A 13,393-nucleotide genomic window follows, 5' to 3' on the forward strand; every position below is an offset into this window, starting at 1 on the left:
TCCGCAACCCGGTGAGCATCAAACCTCCTGCCTGTCCGCGCCCGTTCGCTCCCCGCTTTATTTGCGCATCGAGAGCGAAATCCGCCCGCGGGCGGTGTCGATCCCGGTGACCCGCACCTCGACCTGCTGTCCCAGGTGCACGACCTCCGCCGGCGAGGCGACGTAGCGGTCGGCCATCTGCGAAATGTGCACCAGCCCGTCCTGCTTGATCCCGATGTCGACGAAAGCTCCGAAGGCCGTGATGTTGGTGACGATGCCCGGCAGCGTCATCCCTTCGCGCAGGTCGCCGATCGTGTGCACGCCGGGGTCGAACGAGAAGGCCTGCAACTGTTCGCGCGGGTCGAGGCCGCGCTTGTCCAGCGCTTCGACGATGTCCGTCACGGTCGGAAGCCCCACCTGTCCGTCCACGTATCTTTCGGGTTTTATCGCCTTGCGCAGCTCCTTGTCGGCCAGCAGCCTGTCGACCGTCGTGCCCGCGTCGGCGGCCATCCGCTCGACGATATGATACGATTCGGGGTGCACGGCGCTGTTGTCCAGTGGGTTATTCCCGCCTACTACCCGCAGGAATCCCGCCGCCTGTTCGTAGGCCTTGGCGCCCAGCCTCGGCACCCTGAGCAATTCTTTACGGCTCTTGAAATCGCCGTTCGCGGCGCGGTACGCCACGATGTTCTCCGCCAGCGCCGGCCCCAGCCCGGAAATATAGGTGAGGATGTGCTTCGAGGCGGTGTTGATGTTCACCCCGACCCTGTTCACGCAGCTTTCGACCACCGTGTTGAGCCTGGCCTTGAGTTTCCCCTGGTCGACGCTGTGCTGGTATTGCCCGACGCCGATCGACTTGGGGTCGATTTTCACCAGCTCCGAGAGCGGGTCGATCAGCCTTCGGCCGATGCTCACCGAGCCGCGCACCGTCACGTCGTAATCGGGAAACTCCTCGCGCGCCGCGGCCGACGCCGAGTAGACCGATGCGCCGTCCTCGCTGACCATGAATATCTCCACGGCTCCGTCCAGTCCCAGGCCGCGCACCAGCTGCTCGGTTTCGCGCCCCGCCGTACCGTCGCCGATTGCGAAGGCCTCGGCCCTGTATTTCCCCGCCAGCGCCCGCAGCGTTTCCGCCGCTTCGGCATAGCGGCCCTGCGGCGGGTGCGGGTAGATGGTCGTATTGTGCACGAGGTTGCCCTGCGAGTCCAGGACGACGACTTTGCAGCCCGTGCGGAATCCGGGGTCGATGGCAATCACGCGCTTCTGCCCCAGCGGCGCCGAAAGGAGCAGCTGCCGCAGGTTTTCGGCGAATACCCCGATCGCCTCGTCGTCGGCCTTCTCCTTGGCGGCCGCGAGCAGCTCGGTCTCTATCGACGGTCGGATGAGCCGCTTGAGCGAGTCGGCCACGGCGGCCTCCATATATGTGCGCGTAGCCGATCCGGGACGTATGAACCGGCGGCAGAGCGCTTCGGTGATGCGCTCCGTGTCGGCGTCGACCGAGATGCGCAGGATCCCCTCGTCTTCGCCGCGACGCATGGCCAGGAACCGGTGCGACGAGATGCTGCGCAGCGGCGACGCGGCGTCGAAGTAGTCCGAATACTTCGCCCCCTCCGCCTCCTTGCCCTTCACGAGCTTCGAGTGCACCGCCCCTTCGCGTCCCATCGTGCGCCGCACGGTGTTGCGGGCCTGTTCGTCCTCGGATATCCTCTCGGCGACGATGTCGCAGGCTCCTGCAATAGCCTCTTCGGGGGTCGCTACCCCGGCCGTGACGAAGCGTTGCGCCTGACGCAGAAGGTCGTGTGCCCGTTGTGCCATGACGATGTCGGCCAGCGGTTCCAGCCCCCGTTCGCGGGCCGCCGTGGCGCGTGTGCGGCGCTTGGGTTTGTAGGGCAGGTAGATGTCCTCCAGCTCCACTGCGTCCCAGCACTCTTCGATCCGTTTGCGGAGCTCCCCGGTCAGTTTGCCCTGCCCCTCGATGGTCGTCAGGACGGTCTGCCTGCGGGCTTCCAGCTCGGTGAGCCTGTCCAGTTGTTCCTTGATCGCTCCGACCTGCAATTCGTCGAGCGAGCCGGTCGCTTCCTTGCGGTAGCGGCTGATGAAGGGGATCGTGGCGCCTTCGCGCAGTAGGCGTACCGTGCCCTGCACCTGCGGGAGGCCGATCCCGAGTCTTTGTGCTATGATTCGTTCCGTCATTCTAATATCCGAATTTCGCCGCCGCCAGCCGCATGTGGCCGATGATGTCGACGCCGAACGGGCAGTTCCGTTCGCAGCGGCCGCAGGCGATGCACTCCGAGGCGTGGTGCGGCAGGAGCCTGTAATGTTCGCGCACCGTCTCCGGTATCTCGTGCTGTGCCAGGGTCAGGTTGTAGTATTTGTTCACACCGGCGATGTCGATCCCCACCGAACACGGGGCGCAGTGCCCGCAGTACATGCAGTGCCCTTCCCACGAGAATTTGTCCAGCCCGGCCAGCGCCCCCGTGTAGTCGCGTTCCGCGGCCGTGGCCGAACACCAGGCCAGTGCCGCTTCGATCTCGGCGCGGCTGCGGCAGCCGGCCATTACGGCCGCTACGCCGGGGCGCGTCAGGGCATATTCGAGGCATTGTACCGGGGTCATCGGGCGTCCGAAGGGCGAGTTGGCGTCGCTCAGCAGGTCGCCTCCGCCGTAGGCCTTCATCACGTCGATGGCGATCCCTTCGCGTTCGCAGAATTCGTAGAGCCGTTGCCGTTCGGGGTCGATGTTGTGCAGCTCCCGCGCGTAACTCTCGTCCGCCCAGAGCGTATCCACGTCGTCGCTCGGCGGCAGCAGGTCGTAACAGGGGTTCACCGAGAACATCAGCACGTCGATGAGCCCCGTCCGGGCCGCCATGTGCGCGACCACGGGGTTGTGGCTGCTCAGGCCGATGTGGCGGATGCGCCCTTCCGACCTGAGCCGTTGCGCCAGGCGCATGATCGGGCCGTCGAGCACCTCGCGCAGGTCGGCCTCGGCGTCCACGTAGTGGATCATCCCGATCTCCACATAGTCCGTTCCCAGCCGTGCGAGCAGGTCTTCGAACGCCGCCAGCGATTTCTCCGGATCGCGCGTGCGCAGGTACTGCCCCTCTTCCCATACCGAGCAGAGGTGCCCCTGTATGACGAACTTCTCGCGCCTGCCCGCCAGCGCTGCGCCGATGTTGCTGCGCAGCTCGGGGTTCGAGGCGTAAAGGTCGAGGAAGTTGATGCCGTTGCGGATGGCGAAATCGAAATCGGCGCGCACCTCTTCGGCCGTCTTGTCCGCGAACCCCTCGCAACCCAGTGCGATGGCGCCGACTTTCAGTCCGGTGCGCCCCAGTATGCGGTACTCCATCCTATTCCAGTTCCACGAGTTCGTATTGCTGCGAGCCCAGCCCGATCGCTTCGCCGTGTTCCAGCGTGTGGATGCCGTGGCGCGACTCCATGCGTTCGATCAGGTGCACCTTGCCCGGGTCGGGCGATGCGTAAACCAGGTCGACGCACGCCTTGTCCAGCGCCACCGGGTCGGTCGAGGCCAGGATGCCGATGTCGCCCATCTTCGGGTCTTCGGGGTGCGCGTCGCAGTCGCAGTCCACCGACAGGTTGTTCATCACGTTGATGTAGAGTATCTTTTCCCCGCAATGGTCTGCCACCGACTTGGCTGCCTCGGCCATCGACTCCAGAAAATCGTCCTGCGCGGGCAGGTTGCCCCACATCTGGGCGGCATTCTTGGTCTTCCCGGCCGAATGTATCCACGCCTTGCCCGCCGACGAGGCGATGCCGATCGAGATGTTCTTCACCGCACCGCCGAAGCCGCCCATGGCGTGCCCCTTGAAGTGCGAGAGCACCACCGTGAAATCATAGGCGGGGTAGTGCGACCCCACGAAGTTCTCCCTGAGGTGCCTGCCGCCCTTCACGGGCAAGCTTACCTCGCCTTCGGCATCCATGATGTCCACCGGGGCGATGGCCGTGAAGCCGTGGTCGGCGGCGGCCTTCAGGTGGTTTTCCGTGCTGGCGCGTCCGCCGCCGTAGGCGGTATTGCATTCGACGATCGTGCCGTCCACCTTCTGCACCAGATCCTTGATAAGCTCCGGCTTGAGGAAGTTGTGCCCGCCGGGTTCCCCTGTCGAGAGTTTCACGGCCACCTTGCCCGTCGCCGGACGCTCCAGCGCCTCGTACAGGCGCACCATATTCTCCGGCGTGATGTCCCGCACGAAATAGACCTTGGGTGCCTCGGGCGCTTCTCCGCCGCCCTGTGCTGATCCGCAGGCCGGGGCCGTGAAAGGCAGGATCGACAATAACGAAACCATATACATTTTTGTCATGTCTCGGGATTGTTAATTACGTAATAGGTACCTGAGCACCGCGTATCCTGCAAATACCTGTGCCAGCATACCGGGGAGCCCGATGCGGATGTCCTGCAGGGCGGCTTTCGCCGAGCCCGTCCAGGCCCATTCGCCCAGCGAGCCGAACAGCTGGTAAAAGAGGACGACGCCCGCCAGCAGGGGCAGCGTCACGCGCCCCGCCCGCCGTGCTGCGAGGCTTGCGGCGACGGCCAGCAGTACCGATTTGAGCAGGATCACGGGCAGCATCGCCGCTGCGGGCATGCCGAACAGCGCCGAGTTCACCGCCGGCGAGAGCAGGGCGGTCAGCAGGCCCACCCGCCAGCCGTATTTGTAGGCGCCGACCAGCGTGAAGAAATAGATCGGCAGCCACCGCAGGCCGCCCTGCGGCACGAGGTGGCAGATTTGGGGCAGGACGATGTTGCCTGCCACGAAGAGCGCCGCCGCGAGGTAGGTCTTCGCCTCGCGGTAGCCCGTCGAATAGAGTTTTACAGCCGTTGTTTCCATATTGTCGTTATTGATTGTGTCAAAAATAGTGTTTTCCGCCCGTATTTAAAAATCCAGGCGTATGCCGCCGATGAAGGTCGCCCGCGGCATGGGGTATCCGGCGTTTATCTCGTAGCGCTGCGCCAGCAGGTTTTCGCCCCGGGCGAACAGCGTGAGGCAGCGGCTCACGCGCAGCGACGCCCGCAGGTTCCACAGCACGAAATCCTCGGTGTTCTCCGTGCCCCGGCCGTTGGCCTTTACCGAAGTGTAGAGCCCCGCGACGTACTGTACGCCCGTAGTCACCGACCAGCGGCCCCGGGCAAACCCGGCCTCGGTGTAGAGCTTGTGCTCCGGTGCGGCGATCACGGGGTTCTCCATGTGCAGGTAACTGTAATTGGCGGCGACCGACCAGGCCTCCGAAATGCGGTAGGCGGCCTGTGCCTCGACGCCGGCGTTGTCGATCTTCCCGGTGTTCATATTCAGCGGCGTCGTCCCCTCGCGCGGCACGGCGACGATCAGGTTTTCGCCGTCTATGTAGAAGAGGTTGATGCCGTAGGTGAGCCGCCCGCCGAGCAGCCGCTGCGAATAGGCCACCTCGTAGTTCCACATCCGCTCGGGTTTCAGGTCGGGGTTCTGCGGCGGGAACATATACATCTCGCGGATGGTGGGGTAGCGGAAACCCTTCGAGGCCGAAGCTTTCAGCTCGATGGTGTGCGGCAGGTGGAACGAAAGCCCCGCCTGCGGGATCCACTCCGTCCCGATGTGCGAATGGTGGTCGACGCGCAGCCCGGCGTCGAAGGTCAGCCAGCCCCCGATGTCCTGCCGGAAATCGACGTAGCCGGCCACCTCGTCCTGCGACTTGTCGGCGATGTCGGAGCGCTCGCCCTTGCGGTCTCCCCCGACGTATCTGTTCCACGCCTCGCCTCCGAAGCGGTAGTAGTCCGCGCCGACGGTCAGCCGGTTGCCCCTGAAAAGCCGGGCGCTCTGGTACCACGATACGCCCATCATGTCGTCCCGTGAGTTGAAACGGTAATCTTTCGGATTGTTCGTGTCGTTGGGATCGACCGTGTAGCCGTCGTTGATCCGGTGGCGGCCCCAGTTGTAGAAGAGGCTCAGGGCCCCGGAAGTCCGGCCGTAGTTGTTCTCCACGGAGAGCGAAGTCATGCCGCGTGTGATGCGTTGGTCGGCATCGGCCATCGGGTTGGTCACCGTCCCGGGCTGCGAGGCGTTGAAGTGCGTCACATTGACGTCGGCCCGCACGTTCCACGCCTGCGAAATCTCATAGCCCAGCTTGGCATAACCGCCGTACTGCTCGAATCCCATGTCGGCGCGGTGTCCGTCGGTGCGGTTGTACGAGCCGCTGACCACCGACGTGAAACGTCCCTTGCGGATGCGGTTCGTCGCCTCCGTCTGCAACGTGTTATAGGAGCCGTAGCCGATGTCGGCATAAGTCTTCACGCCCTGCTCGCGCATCCCGCGGGTGACGATGTTCACCACGCCGCCCATCGCATTCGAACCGTAGAGCACCGATGCCGGGCCGCGCAGCACTTCGACCCGTTCGGCCATCAGCGACTGGTAGGCATCGGCGATCGGGTGCCCCATCAGCCCCATGTACTGCGGGTGCCCGTCGATGAGCACCATCAGCCGCCCCGAGCCTCCGCTCAGCCCGCGCAGGGAGATGCCTCCCGCGGCGCCGTCCGACACGCCGTAGCCCATGATCCCGCGTGCGGTGGTGAACAGCCCCGGAACCTGCTCGGTCAGGGTCGGCAGCAGCGAAGGCTGCAAGCTTTGTTCGATCTTCTCCCGGCCGACCACCGACACGGTCATCGGCAGGTGGCGGATGTCCGACGCATAGCGCGCCCCCGTCACGACGACCGAGTCGATCTTCACGTTTTGCTCCGCCGGGGCTTCCGCCTGCGGCGTCACGGCGTGTACCGCGAATGACAGCCCCGTGCAGAGCGCCAGCAAACCCAATTTTTTCATTAGCCTATCCATGTCGTTCCTTCATTTTCTGCATGAACCCTTCGATCAGCGGCAGGCACTCGGCGGCCGACGCCGCCCCGGCGCAAAGCTGTTCCACGGGGCAGGTGCCCGTCCCGGCGCGGTTCACGATGTTGGGCACTACGACCGTGTATTCCACCGCGATGCCGGCTCCGGCGAGCAGCTCCAATGCCGGGCGGCTCACCACGTCGGCGAAAAGCCCCTCCACGCCGCCCAGCACCATCAGCGCCGCGGCGCCTTTGCCGACGACCTTGTCTGCGATGAAAGCGCCCCGCAGCAGTTGCGGCTCTTCGCGCAGCAGCCGGAAGAGGTCGGCCACGCCCCGTTCGCGGAATATCCGCATCGAATCCCCGTTGCGGATTACGCACGAGCAATTTTCTGCGAATAACAATTCGATAGCCTGTGTTTTTTGTTCTTTTGTCATGTTCGTTCGTGTCGCAAGTCCCTTCGCTCCCCGCCTTTCGGGGAAACGGCCGTTTCCACGATGCAAAGATAATATGTCCTGACCTACTATCTGTTACCCCGATTACGGTTCATGCTACCATTTTTACCGTGCGCCCGCCGCGTCCGGTTCCGGCCTGCTTTTGTGTCCCGGTTATCCCCGCTTCCTTGTTTTATTCTCCCCTTGTCCGGTGGCCGTCGCCGGATTCCCGGCTGCCGGATCGGCGGATGTATCGTTTTGTTTCGATTTGTTTCGATGCGAAATCCGAAAAAAAGACGGAAACTGCGGAATCCGTGCTTCGATCCGGCCTGAAACCGGTGCTGAATCGCCTCGTTTATGCCGGTTTCGGCCTTCCCGAATCTATATAACATTCTGTATGGTGTATTTATAAAATAATTATTATCAATAAGATAAGAAATTTTAATTTCTATATTATCGGTCGTTGCTCTTTACCTGCCCCTTTAAAATGGATACTTTTGTTGCTGCGCAGTGTTCCCGACTTGCGATTTGTAATTTTTTTTAAAAATCCTAATCCATAATATCACAAACTAAACCTGCTAATCTATGAAGAAAACATTTTTACACTTGTTGCTTCTGATGGGTTGTGCCTGTTGTTTTCCGTCCTGTGTCGAGGACAAAGCGGAAGATGCGGCAGCCAGACTCACCGTAAGTAAAGTCAGCGTAGAGGTTATCCGAACCGGTACGCTGAGTACGGGGTCGAAAGCGACGCTGGATGTGCTGGCCAACCGGGGGTATGCCATTACCTCCGATGCGGATTGGCTTTCGGTCGACAAACCTACCGGGAAAGGCCGTGTGTCGGTCGTCCTTGATGTCAAGCCCAACGAGACGGAAGCTATCCGTGTGGGGCACCTCGCCGTCGTGAGCGGCGGGCTTTCCGAAACCGTAACCGTGACCCAGACGCTTGCCCCCGATACCGACGACGGGCTGGAAATCGACCATGTTTATCTCGACGACGACCTTTCGTGGTGCGAGCAGTTCGGCGGCCAGGATCAGGTGCAGTTCCCCGACCAGGGCTCCACGCAGGCCGTGCGCAACCATGCTGCGGCCAAGCTCAAATTTACGCAGATGGGGTACAGCGAGTACAATTACGGCGGCAATGCCTTCTACATGGCCAAGCACTACTTCAAGATGGGTAAGAAGGATCAGCAGAACGGCCTGGCCATCGACATGGGCAAATATATCCAGAAAGGCAAGTCGTCCACGATTACCCTGACGTTCGACGCGGCTCCGGTCGTTTCGATTGACGGTACGGGCAGCGGCATAACGCTGCGCGGTATCGACGACACGGCGGTGACCGTCGAGGTTTACGAAGGCCCCGGAACGGTCGACAGCCCCTCTGTGAAACAGAGCGCGTCGCTTTCCATGTCGAGCGTTAGCTCGTGGAACCAGTGGGTGAGCATGAAAGCCACGCTCTACGGCGTTACTGACCGCTCGCGGATCGTTATCCGCTCCACCCAGTTCGGTGTGTCGGGCTATCACCGCTGGTACCTCGACAACATTAAGATGGTCAAGGCTCCCCGCGACTAACAGGTGTCCATAATCATAAACAGAACCAACATGAATTTCAAGCATATGTTATTCAGGGCCGCATCCGCCCTGCTGCTCGTCTCGGGCCTCGGTTTTGCGGGGTGCGACGACGCTGATCCCGACGCGTTCCTCTCGGTTACCCGCCAGGAGATCGAAGTCGAATACACGGGCCTCACCACCGAAGGGGAAATGGTCAATTTCGAATTGGGTACGAACCGCTCGTGGCGGGCCACCTATGTCGAGGAGTGGATCCACCTCACCCATACCGAAGGCGACCGCGGCCGCGTGCGTATTTTCCTCTCCATCGACGAGAACAATACGGGCGAGGATCGCACCGGTTTCATCATCTTCGAAGGCGACGGCGGCACGCGTCGTACGATAGCCGTGACGCAGAAACTCAAGGTCGATGCACTTTCCGTTACGCCGGCGAAGATCACCGTCGTGAAATCGGGTCTGCTCGAAACCGGCGAGAAGGCTGCGATCTTCATCTCCACCAACTGCGACTGGGAAATATCCGTCGCCGACGACAGCAAGTGGATCTCCCCTGTCAAGACTTCGGGTGCTCCCGGAGACGAGAGCATCGACCTGGATATCGCCCAGAATACGACCGATGGAGTACGTACGGGTACGTTCACCGTTACGGCCGATTCGAAAACGGCGACCGTCACCGTCACCCAGAATCTCGAAGGACTGAAGGTTTCCGTCAACAGCTTTTCCGTCAATAAGTTCGGATTTGCCGACGAGGATCGCACGCCGCTTACCTTCACCGTCACGGCGGCCGAGGCATGGACGGCGGAGTCCGACGGCTGGCTGACGCCCAGCCCGGCTTCGGGCGATGCGGGCCAGACCGAGGTGACGCTCACCGTGGGCGAGAACACCACGGGTGCGCCCCGCAACGGAGAGGTGAAGATACTGACCTCGCTCACCGGCCTGGAGACCGTTGTTCGGGTCGCCCAGAATGCGAAGAACTCGCTCTTCGACGACGACGGCAAGGAGGTCGGCTATGTTTATTATGACGAGCCGTTCGACTGGACTTCGAAGTTCAACGGTACCGACTGCGTGGGCGAACATACGCAGAATGGAGCGGTCAATATCTACTCGAAGGTGAACGGTCAATACGTAGTAGACAAAGCGTTTTCCGATGCCGGGCTGACCGATTTCAATCCCGGTGTACGGACGATTTACGCCTGCTCGGATTATCTCAAAATGGGTGCAGGCGACAAGCAGACCGGAATCATCCTGCCGGCTCTTGCGATTCCCGAGGGGCAGGCCACTGATATTGAACTGACGTTCGTGGCCGCATCGAATATCGGCGGCGACGGTACGGGCAAGCCCGACGCGGTAACCGTCACAGTCGCCATTCTCAAGGGCCCCGGCAGCATAAACGGCGATCAGGGAAAAGAGAGCGAACCGATGACGCCCGGAGAGCATTGGGAATGGACACCTATGGGGGTGAAGCTTTACGGGATTACGGGTGAAACCCAGGTCGTCATCCGCTCCACCCAGCAGGGATTATCGGGTTATTACCGCTGGTACCTCGACAATGTCAAGATGACGAAAATCGCAGCCGAATAGTCCTGCGGTGACAAATCAATGAAAAACAAGAGAGAAAAAGATATGAAAAACAGATTTGCAGATACGGGGAAATCCTATGCAGGGTATTTTCTGCGTTTCGTGTTCTGCCTGGTGCTGACGGCGTCTGCGTTGTCCTCACAGGCGCAAAGCCGCAATCAGGTGAGCGGCAAGGTGACCGACACGGCCGGTGAGCCGCTGATCGGTGCCACCGTGGTGGTGGTCGGCACGACGACGGGTACGACCACGGGCATCGACGGAAGTTACACGATCAATGCCGCGGCAGACAGCCAGCTGAAATTCTCGTTCATCGGCTATGCCGAGCAGACCGTGAATGTCGGGGCGCGTTCGGTCATCGACATCGTCATGGAAGACGACAGCCAGGTACTCAAGGACGTCGTGGTGATCGGTTACGGTACGATGGAAAAGAAGTCGGTGACTTCGTCCATCACCTCGATCAAGGGCGATGACCTGACGGCCGGCATGGGAGGTTCGACCATCGCCACGGCGCTCCAGGGCAAGGTTCCGGGACTTACCATCTCGGGCAGCGCCAGCCCCAACAGCAGCAATGATTTCCAGCTGCGCGGCATCGCGTCGGTCAATGCCAGCCAGAGCCCGCTCGTGGTTATCGACGGCATCCCGGGCGGTGACATGCGGGCTTTGAACCAGGAGGACATCGAGTCGATCGACGTGCTGAAGGATGCTTCGGCGGGTGCGATCTACGGTACGCGTGCCGCCGGCGGTGTGATCCTCATCACGACCAAACGCGCCAAGCAGGGCAGTGTGACGGCCAACTATACGGGCGAGTTCTCGTTCGAGACCGTCCGCAAGTACCCCGAGCTGCTCTCGTCGAGCGAGTATATCGAGTACGGCCTGGGCGAGGACTACGGCGCCGATACCGACTGGTATAAGGAACTGACCAATGATGCGCCCTTTTCGCAGCGCCATACGGTGAGCATTGCCGGCGGTACGGAGGTGGCCCAGGTCTATACTTCGTTCATGGCCCAGAACCAGAAGGGTATCGTCATCGGCGACAACCGCAAGGACTATTCGGGACGTGTCAACGCCCGGTTCAACCTCTTCGACGGCGTGGTCGAGGTGCGCGCCAACGCCCAGTTCCGCGAGGCCGAGCGCGACAACCGCAACTCGTCGGGCATCTTCAAGATGGCCTTCGGCCTCAATCCCACCATTCCGCTTTACGACCCGGCCAACCCTTCCAAGTACAACGTGGTCGGCAACGGCATCTCCGGCACGACCTTCAATCCCGTGGCCGACATCATGCTGCGCACGAAGAACGGCAAAGACCAGTGGCTGCTGGCTGACGCCACTGTGAAGATCAACCTGATGAAGGGCCTCTCGCTGCAGGGAACCGTGGGTATCGACAAACGCCAGTACCAGGAATATACCTACGTTTCGCATGACCACAAGGAGTCGATCGACAACAGCCGCCGCGGCGGTGCGTCGCACAAGTTCAGCAAGGACAACCGCGTTTCGGTCGAGGCCTATGCCAACTACCACCGCGTATTCCGCGAAGACCATACGCTCGACGTCGTGGCCGGTTACAGCTTCTGGCAGGCGGGCGGCGAGGATTTCAGCATGTCGAACTACGACTTCCCGGTCGACGGCGTCGGCCCGTGGGACATGGGCGTGGGTTCGTACCTCACGGACGGCCGTGCCTCGATGGATTCGAACAAGGATCCCCGCGAGCGCCTGCTCTCGATGTTCGGGCGTGCCAACTATTCGTATAAAGACCGTTACATGGCTACGGTGAGCTTCCGCCGCGAGGGTTCCTCGAAGTTCGGCGTGAACAACCGCTGGGGTAATTTCTGGGCCGTTTCGGGCGGCTGGCGTCTCTCGAACGAAGCGTTCATGCGCGACGTCGGCTGGATCAGCGACCTCAAGGTGCGCCTGGGTTACGGCGTCACGGGTAACAACGGCTTCGGGAACGGCTACACGACCCGCATGTACAAAGCCAACGACATGTGGCCCACCAACGGGGTCTGGCAGCCCGGTTACGGTTCGATCCGCAATATCAACCCCGACCTGAAGTGGGAGGAGAAATCCGAGCTCAACTTCGGTCTCGACTTCTCGCTTTTCAACGACCGCCTCTGGGGTAAGTTCGACCTCTACTTCCGCCAGGTCGACGACATGCTCTATTTGGCCAACGCCCCGATGCCTCCGATGGTACACGACGAGGTGATGAAGAACATCGGCAGCCTCGAGAACAGGGGTTGGGAGTTCGAACTGGGCGGGGACATCGTCCGCAGCAAGAATTTCCGCTATACGTCGACCCTGCGTCTGTCGCATAACAAGACCAAGATCAAGAGCATGGGCGACGACGGGTTCTTCCTCGACGAAGTGAAGTTCCCCTCGCCGGGCAACCCGGGTACGGCCGTCCGCCTGCAGAACGGCCTCGAGCTGGGGCAGTACTTCATCTACAAGTACGCCGGGCTCGACGAGAACGGCAAGTGGCTGATCTACGACAAGAACAACGAGATCGTGCCGGCCACCGACGGCAGCACGTCGAACCTCGTGGCCGAGAACAAACATTTCGTGGGTAATGCGATCCCCAAGGTCATCCTCTCGTGGGATCACACGTTCAAGTACAAGAACTGGGATCTGTCGATCTTCCTGCGCAGCTGGCTCGGGTACGATGTCTTCAGCCAGGTGAACATGTACTACGGCCTGGCCAACGATTCGCAGCTCAACGTCCTCAAGTCGGCCTACACGCGCAACCGTAACATCAAGGACGAGAAGATCCTCTGCGACTACTGGCTCGACGACGGCTCGTTCCTCAAGATCGACGCCATCAACCTCGGGTATACGTTCAACCTGCGGAAATGGACGCGTTATATCCAGTCTGCGAAACTTTACCTGACCATCCGCGACGTGGCCGTATTCACCGACTACAACGGCCTCAATCCCGAGGTCAACATCAACGGCCTGTACCCCGGTTTCGAGTATGTCAACGACACCTCGACGATGTACCCGCAGACGACCCGTTTTACGCTGGGCGTGCAGTTAAACTTCTAAT

Annotated in this window: 9 protein-coding genes; 3 read left to right on the forward strand and 6 right to left on the reverse strand. The window is 61.3% G+C overall.

Features of this window, described 5'->3' with window-relative positions; translation table 11 throughout:
* Positions 1-57 precede the first annotated feature (57 nt).
* The 6 genes from B3C38_RS08750 to B3C38_RS08775 are packed head-to-tail and all read right to left on the reverse strand — an operon-like array spanning position 58 to position 7,221.
* Positions 58-2,172, reverse strand: coding sequence for a Tex family protein (locus tag B3C38_RS08750; RefSeq protein ID WP_286726711.1), 2,115 nt, complete (start codon positions 2,170-2,172; stop codon positions 58-60).
* A 1-nt stretch (position 2,173) separates the two neighbouring features.
* Complete coding sequence (locus B3C38_RS08755; protein WP_055201659.1) at positions 2,174-3,322, reverse strand: aldo/keto reductase; 1,149 nt, start codon at positions 3,320-3,322, stop codon at positions 2,174-2,176.
* A 1-nt stretch (position 3,323) separates the two neighbouring features.
* Positions 3,324-4,292 carry a DUF362 domain-containing protein gene (locus B3C38_RS08760; protein WP_286726712.1) on the reverse strand — a complete coding sequence of 323 codons (969 nt, stop codon included), beginning with the start codon at positions 4,290-4,292 and terminating at the stop codon, positions 3,324-3,326.
* A 12-nt stretch (positions 4,293-4,304) separates the two neighbouring features.
* Positions 4,305-4,817, reverse strand: a complete 513-nt coding sequence (locus tag B3C38_RS08765; RefSeq protein ID WP_055211930.1) for a hypothetical protein — start codon at positions 4,815-4,817, stop codon at positions 4,305-4,307.
* Positions 4,818-4,862: 45 nt separating this feature from the next.
* Complete coding sequence (locus B3C38_RS08770; protein ID WP_286726713.1) at positions 4,863-6,779, reverse strand: TonB-dependent receptor; 1,917 nt, start codon at positions 6,777-6,779, stop codon at positions 4,863-4,865.
* A 4-nt stretch (positions 6,780-6,783) separates the two neighbouring features.
* Complete coding sequence (locus tag B3C38_RS08775; RefSeq protein ID WP_286726714.1) at positions 6,784-7,221, reverse strand: DUF1893 domain-containing protein; 438 nt, start codon at positions 7,219-7,221, stop codon at positions 6,784-6,786.
* A gap of 582 nt (positions 7,222-7,803) precedes the next feature.
* Between B3C38_RS08775 and B3C38_RS08780 the strand changes: the two genes are divergently transcribed.
* Genes B3C38_RS08780 through B3C38_RS08790 form a run of 3 tightly spaced genes read left to right on the forward strand, consistent with a single transcriptional unit; the run spans position 7,804 to position 13,392 of the window.
* A complete protein-coding gene (locus B3C38_RS08780; RefSeq protein ID WP_286726715.1) occupies positions 7,804-8,787 on the forward strand; it encodes a BACON domain-containing protein in 984 nt (327 codons plus the stop codon).
* A gap of 30 nt (positions 8,788-8,817) precedes the next feature.
* A complete protein-coding gene (locus B3C38_RS08785) occupies positions 8,818-10,362 on the forward strand; it encodes a BACON domain-containing protein (protein ID WP_286726716.1) in 1,545 nt (514 codons plus the stop codon).
* 42 nt (positions 10,363-10,404) lie between these two features.
* Positions 10,405-13,392 (forward strand): SusC/RagA family TonB-linked outer membrane protein, encoded by a 2,988-nt coding sequence (locus B3C38_RS08790; RefSeq protein ID WP_286726717.1) that lies wholly within the window; start codon positions 10,405-10,407, stop codon positions 13,390-13,392.
* Position 13,393: the final 1 nt, after the last annotated feature.

The sequence above is a fragment of the Alistipes sp. UBA1686 genome (assembly GCF_002320215.1).
Classification (GTDB): Bacteria; Bacteroidota; Bacteroidia; order Bacteroidales; family Rikenellaceae; genus Alistipes; species Alistipes onderdonkii.

Excerpts from the sequence above, each read along its gene's own strand:
- B3C38_RS08765 (WP_055211930.1), bottom strand. The coding sequence starts at position 4,817 with ATGGAAACAACGGCTGTAAAACTCTATTCGACGGGCTACCGCGAGGCG.
- B3C38_RS08780 (WP_286726715.1), top strand. The coding sequence starts at position 7,804 with ATGAAGAAAACATTTTTACACTTGTTGCTTCTGATGGGTTGTGCCTGT.
- B3C38_RS08750 (WP_286726711.1), bottom strand. The coding sequence starts at position 2,172 with ATGACGGAACGAATCATAGCACAAAGACTCGGGATCGGCCTCCCGCAG.
- B3C38_RS08760 (WP_286726712.1), bottom strand. The coding sequence starts at position 4,292 with ATGACAAAAATGTATATGGTTTCGTTATTGTCGATCCTGCCTTTCACG.
- B3C38_RS08790 (WP_286726717.1), top strand. The coding sequence starts at position 10,405 with ATGAAAAACAGATTTGCAGATACGGGGAAATCCTATGCAGGGTATTTT.
- B3C38_RS08775 (WP_286726714.1), bottom strand. The coding sequence starts at position 7,221 with ATGACAAAAGAACAAAAAACACAGGCTATCGAATTGTTATTCGCAGAA.
- B3C38_RS08755 (WP_055201659.1), bottom strand. The coding sequence starts at position 3,322 with ATGGAGTACCGCATACTGGGGCGCACCGGACTGAAAGTCGGCGCCATC.
- B3C38_RS08770 (WP_286726713.1), bottom strand. The coding sequence starts at position 6,779 with ATGAAAAAATTGGGTTTGCTGGCGCTCTGCACGGGGCTGTCATTCGCG.
- B3C38_RS08785 (WP_286726716.1), top strand. The coding sequence starts at position 8,818 with ATGAATTTCAAGCATATGTTATTCAGGGCCGCATCCGCCCTGCTGCTC.